This window comes from Methylosinus sporium (assembly GCF_003113265.1).
GTDB classification, from domain to species: domain Bacteria; phylum Pseudomonadota; class Alphaproteobacteria; order Rhizobiales; family Beijerinckiaceae; genus Methylosinus; species Methylosinus sporium.
In genome coordinates, this window is record NZ_PUIV01000002.1 from 106,707 (window position 1) to 126,753 (window position 20,047).

Here is a 20,047-nt window from a genome sequence, read left to right on the forward strand (position 1 = left end):
GTCGACGACGACGCGCGGAGCCAGAGCGCGGCAATCGACCGCGGTTGCCGACGCCGCGCCGCCTTCCCAAATGGAGTCTCGTGGGCGTTCAACGAAAGACGAAAAACATGACCAATATTGCCGTTCACAATGGGGCCTGGGTTCTCGTCGGCGACGGCCGCAGGGCCTTGTTTCTGCAAAATCACGGCGATCCCGATCTGCTCGACCTGCGCGTCATGGAGGCGCGGGTGGATGAAAATCCGCCGACCCGCGAGCAGGGCAGCGATGCGCCGGGCCGCGCCTATGGCACGGCGGGCGCGCCGCGCAGCGCCGTCGAGAACGCCGATTGGCACGAGCTGGAGAAAGAGCATTTCGCTCGCGCGATCGCCGAGCGGATCAACACCGCCGCCGAGGCCGGCGAATTGAGCGAGATCGTCATCATCGCCCCGCCGCGCGTGCTCGGCGATCTGCGGCAGGAGTTGAGTCACAAGGCCAAGAGCAAAGTGAAGGGCGAGCTGGACAAGGATTTGACCCGCCATCCTCTGCCCGAGATCGAGAAGGCCCTGGCGCGCGAATTCCGCGCGGAAGGATGAGGCCGCCTTCGCCCCGCTCCTCGCTCATGCGGCGAGGGAGCGGGGATTCTCAATAAGGCCCCAGCGGAAAATATTTCAGATAGAGCTCGGCGTAGACGCCCTTCTGGGCGACGCGCGCGAGCGCGTAATCCAAGGCGCGGCGCAGCGCTATATTGTTCTTTTTCACGGCGACGCCGACGCCGTCGCCGAAAAAATTCGGATCGGAATAAGGCCCGTCCTTGAACATGCAGCAATCGGCGGCGTCGGCGCCGTTCAGCCAAAAGGCCAGCGATATGGCGTCGCCGAACATCGCATGGGCGCGGCCCTCCTTCAGCGCCGTGCGCGCCTGCTGCGCGGTGGGATAGGTCGCCAGCGTCGATTTGGGAAAGAATTTGCGCAGATAGGCCTCATGCGCGCTGTCGGCGGCGACCGCTATGGTGCGATCGGCGAGCGCTTCCGGCGCGGCGCCGGGAAGCGTCGAATCCGTGCGCGTCACGAAGCGGCCCGGCGTCGTGTAATAGGGCGCGGTGAAATCCATTTTCTTGCGCGTCTCGGCGGTGATGGCGAAGGAGGCGATGGCGGCGTCGCCGGCGTTCTCGTCGAGCGCTGCGGCCAGCGTGTCCCAGCGGCGGCGCTGAATGGTGCAGGGAAGCTCCAACTCCTCGCAAATGGCGCGCGCCAGATCGACATTGAAGCCGGCGATCGTTCCGTCCGGCAGAGCGAAATCGAAAGGCGGAAAATCATCCTCGGTGAGAAAGCGGATCTGCTTGATCGCGGAGAGGTCGGGTTTTTCTATTTTCCGCGACGGGTCCCAGAAGGAAGGAGCGGCCGCATTGGTCGTCTCCGCAGCGCGCGACGAAGCGCCCGCTAGTAATAAAATGACGAGCGCCGAGCGAAAGCTTGTCAAAATCGAGCTTCTGCGCCAAGCTTCCGCCACTGTTCTTTTCTCGCAGATCATTCGAGGCCTCGCAGCCGCACGGCGCGGCGGGAGCCCGCGCGTCGCGGAGATTAGCGTATGAGCGTGAATCCGGTCGATAGGGTTTCGCCGTATCCGCCGATTCCGCATCGCGACGACAGCGCCGGATTTGCGCGCCGGCGTGAGGCCGCGAGCGAATCCGCGCTCGCCCGCCAACGCGCGCGCCCAGCGCCGGAGACGCCGACGCCCGGCGCGGGCCGGCCGCTCCCCGCCGAGATCGCCTTTCTCGCCGCACATGGCGCGCCACTGGTTCTGCTGCAATATGGCGCGACCATCGCCCGCCGTCAGGGCGTCACGGCCGATGTCGCGCTGATCGCCGATGGGCTGATTCCCGAAGAGCGCTTCTATCGCATTCTGGCGACCGAGCTCAGCGTTCCCTATCTCGATCCTCCGCCCGCGCTCGAGCCCTCGGACAGCATCGAGCTGGATGTCGCGCGCGGCTACGCCCGTCTCGCCGAGGAGCCGAGGGGCCTGCGCTTTCTGTTCGCGCCGCGCGGCGACCAGATATCCCGGCTCGTCGGCGTGACGCGGTCCTCGGCCGGGCGGCCGCTCTTCGCGCTCACGCGCCCCTTCGTGTTCGAGGAGGCGTTGCGCCGCTGCTCGGCGCGCAAGCTCGCCGAGGCCGCCGCCTATTCGGTGGAGCGCGTCACGCCGGAGCTCGCCGCGCGGCGGGCGCTCCACGGCCGCGCGCCGCTCGGCTTCGCGCTCGGCAATCTCGCTCTGATCGCAGCTTGGCTCGCGCCGGCGCCGGCGATCGCCTCGAGCGTCGCGGCGCTGCTCGCTGCGCTGTTCCTCGCCAATATCGGCCTGCGTCTTCATGTCTGCGCGATGCGCGGCCGCGGGCGCGAGACGGCGCCCGCGCTGGAGGAGCGCGATCTCCCAGTCTATTCCATCGTCGTGGCGCTCTATGACGAGGCCGGCGTCGTTCCGCAATTGACCGAGGCGCTCCGCGCGATCGACTATCCGCCCGCCAAGCTCGACGTGAAATTCGTCGTCGAATGCGACGATCTCGAAACCACCGCGGCCCTGCGCGCCGCGCGTCTGCGGCCCGGCTGGGAGATTATCGTCGCGCCGCCCGGCGCGCCGCGCACCAAGCCGCGCGCGCTCAATATGGCGGTCCCCTTTTTGCGCGGCTCGCTGGTCGCCGTTTTCGACGCCGAGGATCTGCCCGATCGCCGCCAGCTGCGCGACGCCGCCGCGCTCTTCGCCGCGGCCGATGAAAATCTCGCCTGCCTGCAGGCCAGCCTCTTCATCCACAATCATCGGCGCAATTGGATGACGGCCATGTTCGGCATCGATTACGCCGTCTTGTTCGAGGTGATCGACAAGGGCGCCTCGGCGGCCGGCCTGCCCTTTTTCCTCGGCGGCTCCTCCAATCATTTTCGCCTTTCCGCGCTGCGCGCCGTCGGCGCCTGGGATGCGTTCAACGTGACGGAGGACGCCGATCTCGGCCTGCGGCTGCTGCGGCGCGGCTATGCGATCCGCACCTTCGCCTCGCGCACGCATGAGCAGGCGCCGATGCGCTTTTCGGCTCTGGTGGCGCAGCGCAGCCGCTGGATGAAAGGCTGGATGCAGACCGCCCTCGTCCATTGCCGCGAGCCTTCCGCCTATTTCGCCGATCTCGGCGTCCTGCGCGGCGCGGCGGCGCTGGTCCTGCTGGCGGGCGGCTTCGTCGCGCCGCTCCATGCGCCGTTTTTTTTGTCCTTTCTCGCCTATGACGCAGCCTTCGGCGCGCTGCTGGCGCCGTCGACGCTCGGCGACGGCCTCGCCAGCGGCCTTTATTGCGTCGTCGCCTGCGGCGGGCTCGCGGCGAGTGTTTGGCCGCGGCTCGTCGCCATGGGCGAGGCCGACATTCTCTGGCTCTGGCCGGCGCTGTTGCGCTGGCCGCTGTGGGGTCTGATGCTGTCCTTCGCCGCCTGGCGCGCCTTGCGCGAGCTGTGCGTCCGGCCCTTCTATTGGGACAAGACCGCGCATTTTGCCGTTTCCCGGAGCGCGGAGCCGATGAGACCGAAGCCGTTGAGACTGGAACCGACGAGACCATGATCAGACGCGCGCGCGCCAAAGACGCTTCGGCCGCGACATTCGACCCGGCCGCGGCGCAGGAGGATTCATCTTCCACGATCGCCAAACATTCGCTGGTCATCGCCGGCCACAGCACCAGCGTCTCGCTCGAGCGCGTGTTCTGGGAGGCGTTGAAGCGGGCGGCGGAGGAGGACGGCTGCTCGCTCGCCGGCCTCGTCGCGCGTGTGGACGCCGCCCGCGGCCGCGCCAATCTCTCCTCGGCGCTGCGCGTCTACGCAATGGAGCGGGCGCTCGGCCGCGGCTGACGCGCCGGTCCGATCACGACGCCGACGCAGTCCGCGCGCGGCGAGCGGCGGGAAGCGCCCGCGCCGCCAGCAGAGCGATTGTGGCGGCGGCGTAGAGCAGAGGCTCCGCCGGCCAGGATTTCACGATCAGCAGAAAATGCGCCGCCGCCAATATGGCCGCGACATAGACGAGCCGGTGCAGCCGCGCCCAGGCCGCGGCCCCGAGCCGGCGGATCGCGGCGTTGTTGGAGGTCGCGGCGAGCGGGACGAGGATGACGAAAGCCGCCATGCCGATCGTCACATAGGGCCGCTTCAAAATATCGCGGCCGATGGCGGTCCAGTCGAAGCCATGGTCCAGCGCGACATAGGCGGAAAGATGCAGCGCCGCATAATAAAAGGCGAGCAGCCCCAGCGCGCGGCGATAGCGCAAGAGATCGACGCCCGCACGGCGCAGCGGCGAGATCAGCAGGCACAGCAGCAGAAAGCGCAAGGACCACAGCCCGAGCTCCTGCTCCAGGGCCTTGATCGGCTCCGGCCCCAGCCGGTCCTGAAGGCCGAGATAAAAGGTCCAGGCCGCCGGGACCAGGCCCGCGACATAGACGACGAGCTTTGGGATGCGGAGAGCGGCGCGCATTTAAAAATACCGCTCGAGGTCCATGCCGCTATAGAGCGAGGCGACCTGATCGGCATAGCCATTGTACATCAGCGTCGGCCGCCTTTTGGCGAAGAGTCCGCCCTCGCCGATCCGCCGCTCTGTGGCCTGGCTCCAGCGCGGATGGTCGACGTTCGGATTGACGTTGGAATAGAAGCCGTATTCGCGTGGATTTTGAATGTTCCAGGACGTCTTGGGCTGCGTCTCGGTGAGCGAGATGCGCACGATGGATTTGATGCCCTTGAAGCCATATTTCCACGGAACCACCAGCCGCAGCGGCGCGCCATTCTGATTGGGCAGCGTCTCGCCATAGAGGCCGGTGGCGAGAATTGTGAGCGGATGCAGCGCCTCGTCGAGCCGCAGCCCCTCGACATAGGGCCAGGGCAGAAGCTGCAGCAGGCCCTTCTGGCCGGGCATTTCCTCCGGCCGCACCAGAGTCTCGAAGGCCACATATTTGGCGGAGCCCAGAGGCTCTACGCGCTTCAATATCTCCGAGAGGGGCGCGCCGATCCAGGGAATGACCATGGACCAGCCCTCGACGCAGCGCATTCGATAGACGCGCTCCTCGAGCGCGAGCGGTTTTATGAGGTCCTCGAGCCGATAATCCGCGGGCTTTGCGACGAGTCCGTCGATCCGCACCGTCCAGGGCTCGGTGGTCAGCGTATGAGCGTTGTCGGCCGGATCGCTCTTGCGGCCGCCGAACTCATAGAAATTATTATAGGCCAGCACATCCGCCCGCGGCGTCTTGGGCTCGTTGGTCGAGAAAGCGCTGCGCGCGGCGGCGAGCGCCGCCGCCTGCGCCGCGCCCGCGAAAGCGAGGCCCGCGCCGAAGCCGGCGAGAAACTCGCGCCGCCGCAGATAGAGGGAGCGCGGCGTGATCTCGGATGGGGCGATGTCGGGCGAATGGCGAATCAGCATTTGCGCCTCGGGCAAAAAGAAAGAGCGGCCGGCCCTCTCGGGTCCGCCGCTCCTATTTCGTCAGCCGGCGCGCGAGCGTTACGCCGCGCGCGTCTCGCGTCAGAGCGAGGCCGCGGGCAGCGCCTCGAGCCGCGCAATTCCGGCGCGCACCGCGGACTGCACCTTCTCGAAGGCGCGGACCTCGATTTGCCGCACGCGCTCGCGGGAGACGCCGAACTCCTCCGACAAATCCTCGAGCGTGACGGGATCGTCGGAGAGGCGGCGCGCCTCGAAGATGCGGCGCTCGCGCGGATTGAGAACCGTCAGCGCGCCGCGCAATGCGTCGAGCCGATTATTGCTCTCCTCCTGACGCAGGAGCACATGCTCTTGATCGGCGGACGAATCGTCGACGAGCCAGTCCTGCCACTCGCCTTCGCCTTCCTCGCGCAGCGGCGCATTGAGCGAGGCGTCGCCGGCCATACGGCGGTTCATCTCGATTACGTCCTGCTTGGAGACGCCGAGGCGGGTGGCGATCGTCTCGACATGCTCGGGCGTCAGATCGCCGTCCTCGAAGGCCGAAATCTTGCTCTTGGCCTTGCGGAGATTGAAGAACAGCTTCTTCTGGCTCGCGGTGGTGCCCATTTTCACGAGCGACCAGGAGCGCAGGATATATTCCTGGATCGAGGCGCGGATCCACCACATGGCGTAGGTGGCCAGCCGAAAGCCGCGGTCCGGCTCGAAGCGCTTGACCGCCTGCATCAGGCCGACATTGCCCTCGGACACGATCTCGCCGATCGGCAGGCCATAGCCGCGATAGCCCATGGCGATCTTGGCGACGAGCCGCAGATGGGAGGTGACGAGCTTTTGCGCGGCTTGCGGGTCCTCGTGCTCGCGCCAGCGCTTTGCGAGCATATATTCTTCCTGCGGCTCCAGCATGGGGAACCGGCGGATCTCGGCGAGGTATCGCGCGAGGCCGCTTTCACCGGAGACGATGGGCAGGGCGTTCGCCATTTTCACCTCCTGACGGGCCCCCGATATGCGGCGAGCCCGTAATGCGCGACCGCGAGCGCCGGCCGCAACGCCTCAATATAGACCGATCCGAGCATGGCCGAAAGATGGCTGTTCGCTAAGCGCCGAATGGCCGTCGGGTTAAATTTCTGTAATGTGCGTAGGGGCGGAGAATTCGCGCTCAACTAGCGCGCCGCGGCGCGAGGTCACGCCCTCGGAGCGCCGATCTTTTCTTCGAACGCGCTCACGCATCTTCCCCGGGTGGATCGCCGCAGCCTTCCAAATTGCTCGCGCTGGTCACATCGTCGCGCCGAGGCGTCACATCGGGCAGGGAAGACTTTGAAAAGTCGCGATGGAGATAGGGCCGGACGGCGACATAGGTCGCGACCGAGATCACGATGATTCCGGCGCCGACGCCCATGAGAATCGACAGCACACCAGACATGGCGCCTCTCGCGAATCGAATTAGGTCGCGAGCATAGGACGACACGGTGAAACAATCGCTCCATCGCACATCGACGCGAATTGTGAGCCTGAGGCTCGCGGTCCGGTGGAGAGCGGCCTGAAACGCGAGCCTTCGGGCTCGCAGCGCGCGGATTCGATTATTTCGCTGTGTCGCGTGAGAGATCGCGAGAAAGTCGAACGAGGCGATCAGACCGTGACGACGATCTTGCCGATCTGCTCGTTCGATTCGAGAAAGCGATGCGCTTCGACGATCTGCTCGAACGGGAAGCTGCGTGCGATGATCGGCGAAAGGCGCCCCGACTCCAATCCGTCGAGCACGAAGCGCACGCCGCGCTCGCGCTTTTGCGGATCGCGCGTCACCGAGAACAGCGTGTAGCCGCGCAGCGTGAGCTGCTTGCGAATGGCGGCGAACAAGGGAAAAGGCGTCGGCTCGCTGGAGAGCGCGCCATAGAGAAAAACAATTCCGCCGACGGCGGCCGCTTCGGCCAGCGCCGCGACGCCGGGCCCGCCGATCGGATCGAAGACGAGACGCACGCCTTCGCCTTCGGTGATGCGTTGCGTCTTTTCGACGAGGTCCTCGCTCTCGGTCACGACGACATGGCTCGCGCCGGCTTTCTGCAACGCCTCGCGCTTGGCGCTCTTGCGCGTGACGGCGATCGGCGTCGCGCCGGCGGCTCTGGCGATCTGTATGGCGGCGAGGCCGACGCTGCTCGACGCCGCGGTGACGATCACCGCATCGCCGGCGGAGACGCCGCCGATCTCGACCAGCGCGCCATAGGCGGTGAGATATTGCATCCAGATCGCCGCGGCCTCGCTCCAAGACAGCGATTTTGGATGCTTCACCACCGCATGAGCGGGGACGATTGCGGCGTCGCCATAGACGCCGTATTCGGTCATGGAGAAAGCCGGCATTGTGCTCACGGCGTCGCCGATGGAAAAGCCCGTCACGCCTTCGCCGATCGCCTCTATCTCGCCCGAGGCCTCATAGCCGAGCAGCGAAGGCAGGCGCGCCGTCTCGATATAGGCGCCGGAGCGGAACATGGATTCGGCGCGATTGAGGCCGATCGCGCGGACGCGCAGGCGAATCTCGCCGGCCTTCGGCACGCCGAGCTCGATCTCGTCGATCTGGAGAACTTCCGGGCCGCCGAGACGGTGAAAGCGAATGATTCGCGACATGCGTGGGTCTCCTCATGTGAAAATATCGGTCGATCTTAGCGATGGACGAGCGGAGCGAAAATTCGGCGAACGCTCACAAGATCTGTGCGATAATTCCCCGATGGATTGGGAGGACCTGCGCTTCTTTTTGGTGCTGTCGCGTTGCGGCTCGCTGTCGGCCGCGGCGCGCGAGCTCGATGTCGATCATGCGACGGTCGGACGCCGCATCGCCGCCCTGGAGGCGTCGCTGGGGCTGCGGCTGATCGATCGCCTGCCGCGCAGCCGGCCACTGACCGAAGATGGAGCGGCGATCGCCGCAGCGGCCGAGCGGATGGAGTCGCTCGCCGAAGACGTGCTGCGGCGCTCGCGCGGCGCGGCGCTGACGCTCGTCGGCGCGGTTCGCGTGTCGCTGCCGCCGGTGCTGGCGACGCTCTGCGTCGCGCCGCGCATAGAGGCGCTGCGGCGGGTCCATCCGCAATTGAAGCTGGTGCTGCTCGCCTCCGCCAGCTTTGCGGCGCTCGATCGCGGCGAGGCGGATATTGCGATCCGCATGAGCCGGCCGGAGGAGGAGACCGCCGTCGCGCGGCGCGTGGGCGCCATGCGCTTCGGCCTCTACGCCGGCGCCGATGTCGCGCGGCGGCCGCCGGAGCAATGGGAGTTCGTCGGTTTTGACGAATCGCTCGGCCATCTGGCGCAGCAGGCTTGGCTCCGCAAATTCGCGGGCGGGCGCGGCATCGTCTTCGAGGCCAATGATCTTTTCGCGCAGCAGGCCGCCGCGCGCGCCGGAACGGGAGCGGCTGTTCTGCCGGATTTCATGGGAGACGACGATCCGGCGCTCACGCGCTTGCCGATCGATCCGCCGCCGCCCGAGCGCGATCTCTGGCTGATCGCCTATCCTGATCTGCGCCGTTCGCCGGCGGTTCGCGCCGTCATGGATTTTCTCGCCGATTGCATCGCCGCCGAGCCGCGCCTGCGGCCGTGAGGCGGCGAAGCCGAACCGGTGTCCACTTCGGCTGGAAACGCTAGCCGGGCGGGGCGAGGCTCCAGAATTCCCCCGCTCCGGGCGGGAGCGTCGCCAATATGCGATCGAATTCCACCGCATCCACGCAGGTGCGCAGAGCGCCGGCGACATCGACGATGGCGCTGTCGGGCGAAAAATTATGGTCTCGCCGTAAGGATCGGACTTCCTCCGTCAGCGCCGCTCGGGACGAGAACGCGCGCAGCGGCTCTTCCATGTCCCAATCGGCGACGAAGATCGCGCGCAGCACCGGAGGAAGCACGCCGGCGAAGCGAATCGCCTCGGAAATTTCGAGGCGTCGGCGGAATGTCAGCAGGACGCTTTGCGCCGTCGTATAGGCCTGATTGCGCGTCGCCAACCCCGTTCGCTCGACGACGAGTCGCAGGAAGCGCTCGAACTCCTCGGAGGCGTGCTGATATTCCATCGGAATCGGCATGGCTCATCGTCTCGTCGTCGCGGGTCAGCTCGTTGCGAGCGCATTCTGCAAGGCCGTGAGGTCTTCCGGCAACTTACTCTCGAACATCAGCTCCTCGCGCGTCACCGGATGAGCGAAGCCGAGCGAGGCCGCGTGCAGCGCCTGGCGGCCGAGCGTCTCCACGGCGGCGCGGGCGGCAGGCGCGAGCAGCGCGGTCTTGGTCTTGAAGCCGGCGCCATAGGTCGCGTCGCCGATCAGAGGATGGCCGATATGGGCCATATGCACGCGAATCTGATGCGTGCGGCCGGTCTCCAGCTGGCAGGCCACGAGTGACGCAGGTCCGAAGCTCTCGACCAGCTCCCAATGCGTCACCGCCTCGCGGCCGCGCTCCTCGGGCACGACGGCCATTTTCTCGCGCTGCGTCGAGTGGCGGCCGATGGGCGCCTCGATCACGCCATGGCGACGCTCAGGCGCGCCCCAGACGAAGGCGAGATATTCGCGCACCAGATGCAGCTTGCGGCCGTGATCCTCGAAGAGGCGCGACAGGCCCTTATGCGCCGCGTCGGTCTTGGCGACGACCAGCAGGCCGGAGGTGTCCTTGTCGATGCGATGCACGATGCCGGGCTTTTTGACGCCGCCTATGCCCGAGAGGCTCGCGCCGCAATGGGCGAGCAGCGCGTTCACCAGCGTCCCGGTCTCATGGCCATGGGCGGGATGCACCACCAGCCCCGCGGGCTTGTCGACGACCAGCAGATGCGCGTCTTCGAACACCACATTCAGCGGAATATTTTCTGGCTGCGGCTCGGCGGGCTCGGGCGGCGGCACGGTGAGGGTGACGGAATCGCCCGCGGCGAGGCGGCGGCTGGCGTCGCGCGCGGCGCCGCCGCCGATCGTCAGCCGCCCGTCCTCGATCAGCACTTTCAGCCGCGTGCGGGAGAGATGGGCGGCGACGAGTTCCGGCCGCTCGGCGAGGAAGCGGTCGAGCCGCGCCCCCGCCGCCTCCGGCGGAACCTCGAAGGAGAACAGAATATCGTCTTCCTCTTCGATCAAAGTGATTTCTGCGGCGCCTTCGCGCATGGATTTCCTTCTCATGCTGTCGGCGTGCTAACCAGCGCGCCTGTCCTCGATTTCGTATCGGAGCCCGACCATCGCGCCCGCCCCATCCACGCCGAATTGCGTCATCGTCGGCGGCGGACCGGCCGGTCTCTTCGCCGCGGACCAGCTCGCGCAGCAGGGCGCGAGCGTCACCGTCTATGAGCGCAAGCCGAGCGCTGCCCGCAAATTTCTGATGGCCGGGCGCGGCGGCCTCAATATCACGCATAGCGAGCCGCTCGATAGGCTTATCGCCCGCTATGGCGAAGCCGCAGATCGGCTCGGCTCGATCATCCGCGCCTTTCCGCCGCAACGCTTGCGCGACTATTGCGCCGAACTCGGCGAAGAGACCTTCGTCGGCTCCAGCGGGCGCGTCTTCCCCAAGAGCTTCAAGGCCTCGCCGCTGCTGCGGGCGCTGCTGGCGCGGCTCGCCGCCAATGGCGTGCACATAGAAACGCGCGCGCGCTTCCTGGGCTTTGCGGAGAGCGGCGAGCCGCTGATCGAAGATGCGCAGGGCGCGCGGCGCGCCATCGCCGCCGATGCGACGATTTTGGCGCTCGGCGGCGCCTCCTGGCCGCGGCTCGGCGCCGATGGCGGCTGGGTCGAAATCCTGCGAGCGAAGGGAATCGAGATCGCGCCGCTCGCGCCCGCCAATTGCGGCGTGATGGTCGAATGGCCGGCGGAATTCCGCGCCGCTTTCGAAGGGACGCCATTGAAGACCATCGCTCTGCGCCATTGCGACGAGCGCGTCTTCGGCGACATTGTGATCACGCGAACGGGCCTCGAAGGCGGCCCGGTCTATGCGCTCGCCTCCGGCCTGCGCCGCGCGATCGCGCGCGACGGCGCCGCGACGCTGCATATCGATCTGCGTCCGAGCGGCGCCGTCGAAGAGATCGCGCAACGGCTCGCGCGCCCGCGCGAAAAGCAATCGCTCGCGACCTTTCTGCGCAAAACGCTGCGGCTGACGAAGCAGGAGATCGCGCTGCTGCGTTTGTCCGGGCCATTGCCGCAGGAGGCCGGAGCGCTCGCCGAGCGCGTGAAAAACCTCCCGCTCGCCATTGTCGGGACGGCTGGCCTCGAGCGCGCGATTTCCACCGCCGGCGGCGTGCGCTTCGCGGCGCTCGACGACGATCTGATGCTGAAAAAGCTTCCCGGCGTCTTCATCGCCGGCGAAATGCTGGATTTCGACGCGCCGACCGGCGGCTATCTGCTTCAGGCGAGCTTTTCGAGCGCTTTCGTCGCGGCTCGCGGCGCCGCGCGGGCGCTCGGCCTCGTCGGCCGGGGCGCGCATTTTTAAAAACGACCATCTGTCGAGCGAGGCCGCCGCAGTCGATTATTCTTCTGAGAGCGCCTGTCGCGACAAAGCGCAGCCTATCGGCAAAACGCGCGATTAAGCCTATTGCGTCTATAGGAATTATAATCTTTAATGCCGAATAAGGTTTCGAATGCGGGAGCTTTCCATGACAGCTGCGGCAGCACAATCGCTTATTCTCGGACGAGAGCCCATCGCGGCGACGCCTAATATCCGCGCCGCCCAATCTCTCTTGATCCCCAATGGCGACCGTCAGAATTATCCGGTGCGAATCGCCGCCATTCTCGCTTACGCGTTGCTGCTCGGCGCGGCGTTGACCTTCTCCGCGCCGCAGAACGAGCCGACCGTCGAGGAGCCCTTGGAGCTGGTGGTCGTTCCCAGTCCGGCGGTCGATCAGCCGCCGCCCGAAGAGATTCCTCCGCCCGAGGAGCTCGACGATACGCCGCCGCCGCCGGAGGCGATCGAGCCCGTCGCGCCGATCGAGCCGCCCAAGCCGCCGGCCCCCAAGCCCGTTCCCAAAGTGGTGGAGAAAAAGCCGCCGACGCCGCGCCCGACCGCTGCGCCGCGCCAGGAGGCCGCGCCCTCTCAGGGCGTCGCCACCAACGCCAATGCGCAGCAATCCATCGCCGCCAATCAATTCCTCTCCTGTATGCAGCGCTCGGCGCGCAACGCCGCGCCCGACTCCCCCATTCCCAAGCACGGGCGCGTCGCCTATCGCGCCATCTTCGGCGCCAATGGCGCGATGACCGGCTTCAACATCGTCTCCTCCTCCGGCAATCCCACGCTCGACGCCATTGCGACGCGGGTCGGCTCGCGGTGCGGATCATTGCCGGCGATCGGACGCGTCTTCGCCGTCAGCGGCGGCGTCGTCTTCTAGAGCGTTTCCAGCCGAAGCGGGCGCCGGTTCGGCGTTGGAAACGCATCAAAACAAAAGACTCTAACCAGAACCGCGGCGAGTTTCCCGCTGCATACCGTCTCTCCGCTCGACCAAGGACGAAACCAAAATGAGTGATCCAGCAATCGGCGCGGCCTCCGCCGCCGTCGCCCACGCCCTCTCGCCGATCGAGCTTTTTTTGCAGGCGGATTCGATCGTCAAGACCGTCATCGTGCTGCTGCTGCTCGCTTCGGCCTGGGGCTGGGCCGTGATCGCCGAAAAGCTCATTCGCTTGTCGCTGCTGCATCGCCGCGCCAGCGCGCTCATCGCGAGCGTTCAGAACGATCTTCCGGTGACGGAAGTGGCGCCGGCTTTCGCCGCCGCGCCGGCGAGCGATCCGCTCGCCCAGGTCTATAGAGCCGCGGTGGAGGAATATCAGCGCTCCGCCGATCTCGTCGCCTCCGAGGGCCAGCGCGACGCGCTGCAGGAGCGCGTGCATCGCGTCTCCGTGCTGGCCAGCGCCGCCGCGCTCGATCAGCTCCAGCAACGTCTGCCGGCGCTCGCCACCATCGGCGCCGTCGGGCCTTTCGTCGGCCTGTTCGGCACGGTTTGGGGAATTATGAACTCCTTCCAAGGCATCGCCGCTTCCAACAACACCAGCCTCGCCGTGGTCGCGCCCGGCATCGCCGAGGCGCTGTTCGCCACCGCGCTCGGCCTCGTCGCCGCTATCCCGGCGGTGGTCTTCTACAACCGCATCAGCGGCGACATCGGCGCTTACGGCAAGCGCGTGACCGCCTTCATCGGCGTCTTCGAGGTCGAGCTGTCCCGTCATCTGTCGCGCAAAGGGGAGCGTCATGGCCTTCGCGTTGCGTAAGCACGATTCGGAATTCGATTCTCAGCCGATCGCCGACATCAACGTCACGCCGCTCGTCGATGTGATGCTCGTCCTGCTCATCGTCTTCATGGTCGCCGCGCCGCTGATGACCTCCGGCATTCCGGTCGATCTGCCGAAGGTGCAAGCCAAGCAGCTCAACGATCAGAAGCCGCCGATCGTCGTCAGCGTCGATGCGGGCGGAGGCTTCTTCGTCGACAAGCGCGAGGTTCCGGCGGACGGATTGCTCGCCGCGCTCAGCGAGGGTAGCGACAACAGCAAGGATCGCCGTATCCATGTGCGCGCCGACAAGACCGTGCCTTACGGGCGCGTCGTGGAGGCCATGGGGGCGATCAATTCCGCCGGCTACTCCAAGGTGGCGCTGGTCTCCGAGGCGCCGACGGGCGGAGCGAAATCCGCCCCCGCGCCGTGATCCGACTTCCGTTCGTTCTGCTCGCGGCGATCGGCTTCACACATCACGAGACACGGCCGTCATGGCCGGGACAAGCCCGGCCATGACGTTGCGGGGGTGAGGTTGATTGCAACATCGACCTGTTTCGAGCCGCCCCGACTTTTCTAAATCCTCGACTTTTTTCGCATCCTCGACTTGGCCCGACTACGGGTCGTCGGCGCAACCCCTCCCCAGGCGCGCCGGCGACCCGGCTTTTCGTTGGGACCTCAAAACGCCGTGCGGCGCTCCAGCGCTGCCGCCAGCGTGCCTTCGTCGAGATAATCCAGCTCGCCGCCGACCGGCACGCCATGGGCGAGGCGCGTGGTCTTCACGCCGAGCGGGGCCAGCAGATCGGCGAGATAATGCGCCGTCGTCTGCCCATCGACCGTGGCGTTCACGGCGATGATCGCCTCGCGCACGGAGCCTTCGCTCACGCGCTGCATCAGGCTCGCAATGTTGAGCTCATTGGGGCCGACGCCATCCAGGGGCGACAGCACGCCGCCGAGCACATGATAGCGCGCCGCCAGCAGTCCGGCGCGCTCCAGCGCCCAGAGATCGGCCACCGTCTCGACAATGACCAGAATGCCGGCGTCGCGCCGCGTGTCGCGGCAGATGGCGCAGGGATCGCTGGTGTCGATATTGCCGCAGGTCGTGCAGGTGAGGATGCGCTCATGCGCGACGCGCATCGCCTCGCCGAGCGGGCCGAGCAATTCCTCGCGCTTGCGCATGAGATGCAGCACGGCGCGCCGCGCCGAACGCGGCCCGAGCCCGGGCAATCGCGCTAGCAATTGCACGAGCCGCTCGATCTCGGGTCCGGCGATGCGTTCGGCCACTTTGTTTCGCTCGGAGCGATCAGAACGGCAGCTTCAGCCCCGGCGGCAGCTGCAATCCGCCAGTCACTTCCTTCATCTTCTCGGCGAGCGTCTCCTCCGCCTTGGCGCGCGCCTGCGCATGGGCGGTGACGATCAGATCCTCGAGAATGTCGCTCTCTTCTGGATTCAGCAGGCTCGGATCGATGGCGAGGCGCTGCAGCGCGCCTTTGGCGGTCATCGTCACTTTCACGAGCCCGCCGCCGGCTTCGCCTTCCACCAGAGTCTGGTCGAGCTGCCCTTGCAGCTCGGCCATCTTCGATTGCATGGCCTGCGCCTGCTTCATCAGTCCCATGAAGTCGAGCATATTTCTCTCCTCGCGCGGCGACGTTTCAGACGTCGTCCGGCTCCTCGTCGTCATAAGCCAATTCGGCGCCGGCCGTCGCGGCCTGCTCCGTCTCCTTGCCGCGCACGGCGACGATCTCCGCGCCGGGAAACTGCGCCAATATGCTCGCCACCAGAGGATCGGCCTCGATCCCGGAGCGCTTCTCGCTCTCGCGGGCCAATGCTTCCTCGCGCAGCGTCGGCGCGCCGCCGGCGGCGAGCGCCACCAGCCAGCGCGTCCCGGTCCAGTCCTGCAGCTTCTGCATCAAGAGCTGCGGAAGCCGCGTCGAGCCGCCCGGCGCCAGCTCGAACTCGATGCACCCCTGCTCGAAGCGCACGAGGCGAACTTCCGTCTCGAGCGCGATCTTCAATTGTATGTCGCGCTTCTCGCCCGCCAGGGCCACGAGCGCGCGGAAATCGGCGATTTTCACCTCCGCCGCCGGGGCAGGCTCCGCCGCGCGGCGCTGCGCCGGCGCTGCGCTGGTCGCGAGTGCCGAAGGCGCCGGCGCGAGCGCGACCGGGGGCCGCTCGCCGGGCGCCGCCGCGGGGGCCGCGCCGGGCGCGGGCCGAGGCGCGCCGCCCTGGCCGAAGCCGAGCTTGCGCAGCGCCTCCTCCGGCGAGGGCATTTCGGCGGCATGGGTCAGACGCACCAGCACCATATCGGCGCTGGCGAGAGGACGCGGCGAGCTGCGCAGCTCATCGACGCCCTTCATCAAAATCTGCCACGCCCGCGTCAGCACGGAGATGGAGAGCGTCCCCGCCGCATCGCCGCCGCGGCGGCGCTCCTCCTCGGTCAGCGCATTGGATTGCGCAGCGTCCGGCGCGAGCTTCAGCCGCGTCACGAGATGGGTGAATTCGGCCAGCTCCAGCAGAACTTGCGCCGGATCGGCGCCGCCGTCGTATTGCTCCTGCAGCAGGGCGATGGCGGCGGCGATCTCGCCCTTCATCGCCGCCTCGAAGAGATCGATGACGCGCGATTTGTCGGCGACGCCGAGCATCAGCCGCAAATCCTGCGCGGCGATCGCGCCGCCGCCCGCCGCGCCATGGGCGATGGCCTGATCGAGCAGCGACAGCGCGTCACGCGCCGAGCCTTCCGCCGCGCGGGCGACCATGGCCAGCGCCTCATCCTCGATCGTCACGCTCTCGAGATCGCAAATCTTGCGCAAATGCGCGGCGAGCAGGCCGGCGTCTATGCGGCGCAGATCGAAGCGCTGGCAGCGCGAGCGCACGGTGACGGGAACCTTGTCGATCTCCGTCGTCGCGAAGATGAATTTCACATGCTCGGGCGGCTCTTCGAGCGTCTTCAGCAGGCCGTTGAAGGCGGCCTTGGAGAGCATGTGCACTTCGTCGATGATGTAGACTTTGACGCGCGCCATCACCGGCCGATAGCGCGCGTTCTCGATGATCTCGCGAATATCGTCGATGCCGGTGTGCGAGGCGGCGTCCATCTCCAGCACGTCGGGATGGCGCGAATCGATGATCGCCTGACAATGCGCGCCGAGCGCGTCCATATGGATCGTCGGGCGATCCACCGCCGCGCGGCCGTCCTGCGCGGGAAGCTCGTAATTGAAGGCGCGGGCGAGAATGCGCGCGGTGGTCGTCTTGCCGACGCCGCGCACGCCGGTCAGCAGATAGGCCTGATGGATGCGGTTCAGCTCGAAGGCGTTCTCGAGCGTGCGCACCATCGGCTCCTGGCCGATGAGATCGGAAAAGCCGGAGGGGCGATATTTGCGCGCCAGCACGCGATAGGCGGCTTGCCCCTCGCGCTTGGCCTGCGGCTCGGCGGGAAACAGGGCGTCGGATGGCGCAGAATGCTCGTCGTCCATCTCGTCGCCCGGAGGAGGGTCCGCCCTTTGGTTAGCGCCGGGGCGGCGGCGCGAAAAGTGGGAGGCTGGACGAAGACCCGCCCGGAACTCGTTAGGGCTGCTTCCTTCCGGACCTGACCCGGTTGGCGAGTGGAGCGTCCACCGCCAACCTCCCGCGCCCTATGTGGCAAAACTCGCGCGCCGGCGCAAGAGCGCCTTTGCTAATGCTCCCCGTTGCCCGCCTCGCGCGCCTTGGCGGCGAGCTTCTCGGTCTGCTCGCTGATGTCGGCGACGATCTTGCCGGTCGCCTCCGTCGCCGCCTTGGTCGCCTGCTCGCTCGCGCTCTGGGCGGAGACGAAGGCTTCCTTGGCGAGATTGGAGCACAGCTCGCCGACGCGCGAGGCGCGGGCGAAGAAATCGCCATAGGCGTTGCGGTAGAATTCCGACTGCAATTGCACGATGTCGTCGATCTTCTGCGCACGCATCAGCTTCTCGAAATAATTGCGGCTGTTGTCGAGCGATTGCTTGGAATAATCGGTCGCCTCCGCCGCTATGGCGCGCAGGCTCTTGGCCGTCGAGCTGGTCGCCGTGTTGAAGGCGTCGAGCTGATATTTTCCGAGATCGCGAAAATCGTCGAAATTCAGATTGGCCATCGGATCCTCCCGGCGGGTCGTCGCACGGGGAGGCGATGCGCTCCGACGCGACGCGCGCGACTCTGCTCGCTGTGCGATTCTCGGCAATGCGCGCCGCGAGGGCAAATCGTGGAATCCACGTAATCGCGCTCGCGTTCGCGGCGCCCCGCGAGGGCTCAGATCGTCAGCTGAGCGCCGAGCTCCACCACGCGGTCGGTCGGTATGGAGAAGAAGTCGGTGGCGTTGGCCGATTGCCGGGTCAAGGCCACGTAGAGCTTGTCCTGCCAGACCGGCATTTCGGAGGCCGGGCTCTCCTTGATCGAGCGGCGGCCGAGGAAGAAGGAGGTCGTCATAATATCGTATTTGACGCCGGCCTTGCGCATCGCCGCCAGCGCCGCCGGCACGCGCGGACTTTCCATGAAGCCGAAGTGCAAAGTCGCGCGGGTGAAGTCGGGCGCGAGCTTCTCGATCTCGAAGCGCTTGTCCGGCGCGACGCGCGGCGTGTCCTCCGTATTCACGCAAATGACCAGCACGCGCTCGTGCAGCACTTTATTGTGCTTGAGATTGTGCAGCAGCGCCGTGGGCGCGACCTCGGGGTCGCTGGTCAGGAAGACGGCCGTGCCGGGCACGCGCGTCGGCTTGGATTTCCCCAGCATTGCGATGAGATCGCGGATGGGGATCGAATCGCGATGCGTCTTCTCGGCGAGCAGCGATGTGCCGCGCACCCAGGTCCACATCACCACCATGGAGCCGCCGCCGAGCAACAGCGGAACCCAACCGCCCTCGACCACCTTCATCAGATTGGCGGCCAGAAAGGCGAGATCGACGGTCAGAAAGGCCAGGATGAACAGCGAGGCCGCCCACAGCGGCCAATGCCATTTGCGCCATACCACGATGAAGGCGAGCGCCGTCGTCGTCACCATCGTGCCGGTGACGGCGATGCCATAGGCGGAGGCGAGCGCGCTCGAGCTCTTGAAGGTCGTGACCAGCACCAGCACGCCGATCAGCAGCAGCCGATTGACGCGGCCGATATAGATCTGCCCCTCCTGCGTCGCGGAGGTGTGGGTGATCTCGAGACGCGGCAGCAGGCCGAGCTGTATCGCCTGGCGCACGATGGAGAAGGCGCCGGTGATCACCGCCTGGCTGGCGATGACCGTGGCGAGGGTCGAGAGAATGACGAGCGGCAGCAGCGCCCAGTCCGGCGCCAGCAGGAAGAAGGGATTCTCGATCGCCTTGGGATCGGCGAGGATCAGCGCGCCCTGGCCGAGATAATTGAGGAACAGCGCCGGCAGCACAAAGAAAATCCAGGCGATCTGGATCGGCGCGCGGCCGAAATGGCCCATGTCGGCGTAGAGCGCCTCGGCGCCGGTGACGACGAGGAAGACCGAGCCCAGCACGGCGAAGCCGATCCAGCCATGGGTCAGCAGAAACATGAAGCCATGGCGCGGATCGAAGGCGCGCAGCACCTGCGGGGCATCGCCGATATGGGAGGCGCCGAGCGCCGCCATCACGATGAAGAACACCGCCATCACCGGGCCGAACAGGGCGGCGACGCGCGCCGTGCCATGGCTCTGCCCCCAGAACAGCGAGACGAGAATCGCCACTGTGATGGGGAAGACGAATTCGCCGAATTTCGGATTGACGATCTCGAGGCCCTCGACCGCCGATAGCACGGAGATGGCCGGCGTGATGATGGCGTCGCCCGAGAACAGCGCCGCGCCGGCGACGCCGAGCAGGAAGACCGGGGTCGCGCGCCGCCCCAGCGCGCTCTGCGCCAGCGCCATCAGCGAGAGAATGCCGCCCTCGCCGCGGTTGTCGGCGCGCATCAGGAAGAACACATATTTCGCGGTGACGGTGAAGATCAGCGCGAAAATGAGCAGCGAGATCGTGCCGATGACGACATCCTCGCCGAGCCCGCCGGATTTGGCGTGGGCGAGCGACTCGCGCAGCGCATAGAGCGGGCTGGTGCCGATGTCGCCATAGACGACGCCGATCGAGCCGATGATGAGGCCGGCGGCGTTCGCCGAGCTGTGGCCCTCGGCGACGGGCGCCGGCTGCGTCGCCGCCGCGCCCTCCGTGTCGCATCGAGAGGAAGAGCCCGCCGCGTCGCGCGGCACATTGGGATCCATGGAAATTTCCTCGAAAGACATCGGAATGCGCGGGCTCCTCCGGCCCCTCGACATGCTGTTCGACAGGCTCGGACCCGGCTGCGCCGGCGCGGCGATATACGCCTGTTCCAGATAGAAGAGAAGCCGCCGCCGGCCATTTCTGAGGAAAATCCCGTAGACGCGGGCGCTTGCGACGCGCCGCCGTTGGCCGGGCTGGCCTCGCGGCCGCGGCGATGCTATGGCCGAGCTCTCGTCACATCGTCCCC

Annotated in this window: 21 protein-coding genes and 1 other RNA gene; 8 read left to right on the top strand and 14 right to left on the bottom strand. The window is 66.8% G+C overall.

The features are described 5' to 3' along the window. Window positions 1–107 precede the first annotated feature (107 nt). Window positions 108–572 (top strand): baeRF12 domain-containing protein, encoded by a 465-nt coding sequence (locus C5689_RS02625; RefSeq protein ID WP_108915829.1) that lies wholly within the window; start codon window positions 108–110, stop codon window positions 570–572. A 49-nt stretch (window positions 573–621) separates the two neighbouring features. Here the strand turns inward: C5689_RS02625 and C5689_RS02630 are convergent, their stop codons facing one another. Further along, window positions 622–1,509, bottom strand: a complete 888-nt coding sequence (locus C5689_RS02630; RefSeq protein WP_108915719.1) for a transporter substrate-binding domain-containing protein — start codon at window positions 1,507–1,509, stop codon at window positions 622–624. 57 nt (window positions 1,510–1,566) lie between these two features. On the opposite strand from C5689_RS02630, the gene C5689_RS02635 reads away from it, so the two are divergent. Next, complete coding sequence (locus tag C5689_RS02635; RefSeq protein ID WP_108915720.1) at window positions 1,567–3,570, top strand: glycosyltransferase family 2 protein; 2,004 nt, start codon at window positions 1,567–1,569, stop codon at window positions 3,568–3,570. Then, window positions 3,567–3,854: a ribbon-helix-helix domain-containing protein gene (locus tag C5689_RS02640; protein WP_108915721.1), complete on the top strand. Its 288-nt coding sequence runs from the start codon at window positions 3,567–3,569 to the stop codon at window positions 3,852–3,854. Before C5689_RS02635 ends, C5689_RS02640 begins: the two co-directional genes overlap by 4 nt. A gap of 13 nt (window positions 3,855–3,867) precedes the next feature. Here C5689_RS02640 and msrQ read toward each other — a convergent pair whose 3' ends face one another. The 5 genes from msrQ to C5689_RS02665 all read right to left on the bottom strand — a co-directional run bounded on the left by msrQ (window position 3,868) and on the right by C5689_RS02665 (window position 8,031). Continuing rightward, complete coding sequence (gene msrQ / locus C5689_RS02645) at window positions 3,868–4,467, bottom strand: protein-methionine-sulfoxide reductase heme-binding subunit MsrQ (protein ID WP_108915722.1); 600 nt, start codon at window positions 4,465–4,467, stop codon at window positions 3,868–3,870. Next, window positions 4,468–5,403, bottom strand: coding sequence for a protein-methionine-sulfoxide reductase catalytic subunit MsrP (msrP, locus tag C5689_RS02650; RefSeq protein WP_108915723.1), 936 nt, complete (start codon window positions 5,401–5,403; stop codon window positions 4,468–4,470). 99 nt (window positions 5,404–5,502) lie between these two features. Further along, window positions 5,503–6,393, bottom strand: a complete 891-nt coding sequence (gene rpoH, locus C5689_RS02655) for an RNA polymerase sigma factor RpoH (protein WP_108915724.1) — start codon at window positions 6,391–6,393, stop codon at window positions 5,503–5,505. 241 nt (window positions 6,394–6,634) lie between these two features. After that, window positions 6,635–6,835: a hypothetical protein gene (locus C5689_RS02660; protein ID WP_146188306.1), complete on the bottom strand. Its 201-nt coding sequence runs from the start codon at window positions 6,833–6,835 to the stop codon at window positions 6,635–6,637. 206 nt (window positions 6,836–7,041) lie between these two features. Beyond that, window positions 7,042–8,031 carry a zinc-dependent alcohol dehydrogenase family protein gene (locus C5689_RS02665; RefSeq protein WP_108915726.1) on the bottom strand — a complete coding sequence of 330 codons (990 nt, stop codon included), beginning with the start codon at window positions 8,029–8,031 and terminating at the stop codon, window positions 7,042–7,044. Between the two features lie 100 nt (window positions 8,032–8,131). Between C5689_RS02665 and C5689_RS02670 the strand changes: the two genes are divergently transcribed. Continuing rightward, window positions 8,132–8,992, top strand: a complete 861-nt coding sequence (locus C5689_RS02670) for a LysR family transcriptional regulator (RefSeq protein ID WP_108915727.1) — start codon at window positions 8,132–8,134, stop codon at window positions 8,990–8,992. A gap of 40 nt (window positions 8,993–9,032) precedes the next feature. On the opposite strand, the gene C5689_RS02675 is transcribed toward C5689_RS02670, so the two are convergent. Continuing rightward, on the bottom strand, window positions 9,033–9,464 hold the full coding sequence (locus tag C5689_RS02675) for a DUF2267 domain-containing protein (protein ID WP_108915728.1): 432 nt from the start codon (window positions 9,462–9,464) through the stop codon (window positions 9,033–9,035). 24 nt (window positions 9,465–9,488) lie between these two features. Beyond that, the gene (locus tag C5689_RS02680; RefSeq protein WP_108915830.1) at window positions 9,489–10,520 is read right to left on the bottom strand and encodes an RluA family pseudouridine synthase; all 1,032 of its coding nucleotides are present in this window, start codon (window positions 10,518–10,520) and stop codon (window positions 9,489–9,491) included. A gap of 103 nt (window positions 10,521–10,623) precedes the next feature. On the opposite strand from C5689_RS02680, the gene C5689_RS02685 reads away from it, so the two are divergent. From C5689_RS02685 to tolR, 4 genes are all read left to right on the top strand, one after another. Beyond that, window positions 10,624–11,832, top strand: a complete 1,209-nt coding sequence (locus C5689_RS02685) for a BaiN/RdsA family NAD(P)/FAD-dependent oxidoreductase (RefSeq protein WP_108915729.1) — start codon at window positions 10,624–10,626, stop codon at window positions 11,830–11,832. 163 nt (window positions 11,833–11,995) lie between these two features. Beyond that, window positions 11,996–12,724 carry an energy transducer TonB gene (locus tag C5689_RS02690; protein WP_108915730.1) on the top strand — a complete coding sequence of 243 codons (729 nt, stop codon included), beginning with the start codon at window positions 11,996–11,998 and terminating at the stop codon, window positions 12,722–12,724. Between the two features lie 127 nt (window positions 12,725–12,851). Continuing rightward, window positions 12,852–13,595 carry a MotA/TolQ/ExbB proton channel family protein gene (locus tag C5689_RS02695; RefSeq protein WP_108915731.1) on the top strand — a complete coding sequence of 248 codons (744 nt, stop codon included), beginning with the start codon at window positions 12,852–12,854 and terminating at the stop codon, window positions 13,593–13,595. Continuing rightward, the gene (gene tolR / locus C5689_RS02700; protein ID WP_108915732.1) at window positions 13,576–14,025 is read left to right on the top strand and encodes a protein TolR; all 450 of its coding nucleotides are present in this window, start codon (window positions 13,576–13,578) and stop codon (window positions 14,023–14,025) included. The genes C5689_RS02695 and tolR overlap by 20 nt, the downstream gene beginning before the upstream one ends. Window positions 14,026–14,270: 245 nt before the next feature. On the opposite strand, the gene recR is transcribed toward tolR, so the two are convergent. From recR to C5689_RS02730, 6 genes are all read right to left on the bottom strand, one after another. After that, on the bottom strand, window positions 14,271–14,876 hold the full coding sequence (recR, locus tag C5689_RS02705) for a recombination mediator RecR (RefSeq protein ID WP_108915733.1): 606 nt from the start codon (window positions 14,874–14,876) through the stop codon (window positions 14,271–14,273). Window positions 14,877–14,895: 19 nt separating this feature from the next. Then, window positions 14,896–15,219, bottom strand: a complete 324-nt coding sequence (locus tag C5689_RS02710; protein ID WP_108915734.1) for a YbaB/EbfC family nucleoid-associated protein — start codon at window positions 15,217–15,219, stop codon at window positions 14,896–14,898. Between the two features lie 25 nt (window positions 15,220–15,244). Further along, a complete protein-coding gene (locus C5689_RS02715; protein ID WP_108915735.1) occupies window positions 15,245–17,062 on the bottom strand; it encodes a DNA polymerase III subunit gamma/tau in 1,818 nt (605 codons plus the stop codon). A 56-nt stretch (window positions 17,063–17,118) separates the two neighbouring features. Further along, window positions 17,119–17,216, bottom strand: an RNA gene (ffs, locus tag C5689_RS02720) — signal recognition particle sRNA small type. 46 nt (window positions 17,217–17,262) lie between these two features. After that, window positions 17,263–17,694 carry a phasin family protein gene (locus C5689_RS02725; protein ID WP_108915736.1) on the bottom strand — a complete coding sequence of 144 codons (432 nt, stop codon included), beginning with the start codon at window positions 17,692–17,694 and terminating at the stop codon, window positions 17,263–17,265. Window positions 17,695–17,849: 155 nt separating this feature from the next. Beyond that, window positions 17,850–19,823: a potassium transporter Kup gene (locus C5689_RS02730; RefSeq protein ID WP_108915737.1), complete on the bottom strand. Its 1,974-nt coding sequence runs from the start codon at window positions 19,821–19,823 to the stop codon at window positions 17,850–17,852. Between the last annotated feature and the right edge of the window lie 224 nt (window positions 19,824–20,047).

Bases quoted from the DNA above. Each gene is read 5' to 3' on its own strand.
- C5689_RS02675 (WP_108915728.1), bottom strand. From the start codon at position 9,464: ATGCCGATTCCGATGGAATATCAGCACGCCTCCGAGGAGTTCGAGCGC.
- C5689_RS02635 (WP_108915720.1), top strand. From the start codon at position 1,567: ATGAGCGTGAATCCGGTCGATAGGGTTTCGCCGTATCCGCCGATTCCG.
- C5689_RS02690 (WP_108915730.1), top strand. From the start codon at position 11,996: ATGACAGCTGCGGCAGCACAATCGCTTATTCTCGGACGAGAGCCCATC.
- C5689_RS02665 (WP_108915726.1), bottom strand. From the start codon at position 8,031: ATGTCGCGAATCATTCGCTTTCACCGTCTCGGCGGCCCGGAAGTTCTC.
- rpoH (WP_108915724.1), bottom strand. From the start codon at position 6,393: ATGGCGAACGCCCTGCCCATCGTCTCCGGTGAAAGCGGCCTCGCGCGA.
- C5689_RS02725 (WP_108915736.1), bottom strand. From the start codon at position 17,694: ATGGCCAATCTGAATTTCGACGATTTTCGCGATCTCGGAAAATATCAG.
- C5689_RS02630 (WP_108915719.1), bottom strand. From the start codon at position 1,509: ATGATCTGCGAGAAAAGAACAGTGGCGGAAGCTTGGCGCAGAAGCTCG.
- C5689_RS02670 (WP_108915727.1), top strand. From the start codon at position 8,132: ATGGATTGGGAGGACCTGCGCTTCTTTTTGGTGCTGTCGCGTTGCGGC.
- C5689_RS02695 (WP_108915731.1), top strand. From the start codon at position 12,852: ATGAGTGATCCAGCAATCGGCGCGGCCTCCGCCGCCGTCGCCCACGCC.
- C5689_RS02660 (WP_146188306.1), bottom strand. From the start codon at position 6,835: ATGTCTGGTGTGCTGTCGATTCTCATGGGCGTCGGCGCCGGAATCATC.
- tolR (WP_108915732.1), top strand. From the start codon at position 13,576: ATGGCCTTCGCGTTGCGTAAGCACGATTCGGAATTCGATTCTCAGCCG.
- C5689_RS02640 (WP_108915721.1), top strand. From the start codon at position 3,567: ATGATCAGACGCGCGCGCGCCAAAGACGCTTCGGCCGCGACATTCGAC.
- C5689_RS02710 (WP_108915734.1), bottom strand. From the start codon at position 15,219: ATGCTCGACTTCATGGGACTGATGAAGCAGGCGCAGGCCATGCAATCG.
- C5689_RS02680 (WP_108915830.1), bottom strand. From the start codon at position 10,520: ATGCGCGAAGGCGCCGCAGAAATCACTTTGATCGAAGAGGAAGACGAT.
- C5689_RS02730 (WP_108915737.1), bottom strand. From the start codon at position 19,823: ATGTCTTTCGAGGAAATTTCCATGGATCCCAATGTGCCGCGCGACGCG.
- C5689_RS02715 (WP_108915735.1), bottom strand. From the start codon at position 17,062: ATGGACGACGAGCATTCTGCGCCATCCGACGCCCTGTTTCCCGCCGAG.
- msrP (WP_108915723.1), bottom strand. From the start codon at position 5,403: ATGCTGATTCGCCATTCGCCCGACATCGCCCCATCCGAGATCACGCCG.
- C5689_RS02625 (WP_108915829.1), top strand. From the start codon at position 108: ATGACCAATATTGCCGTTCACAATGGGGCCTGGGTTCTCGTCGGCGAC.
- msrQ (WP_108915722.1), bottom strand. From the start codon at position 4,467: ATGCGCGCCGCTCTCCGCATCCCAAAGCTCGTCGTCTATGTCGCGGGC.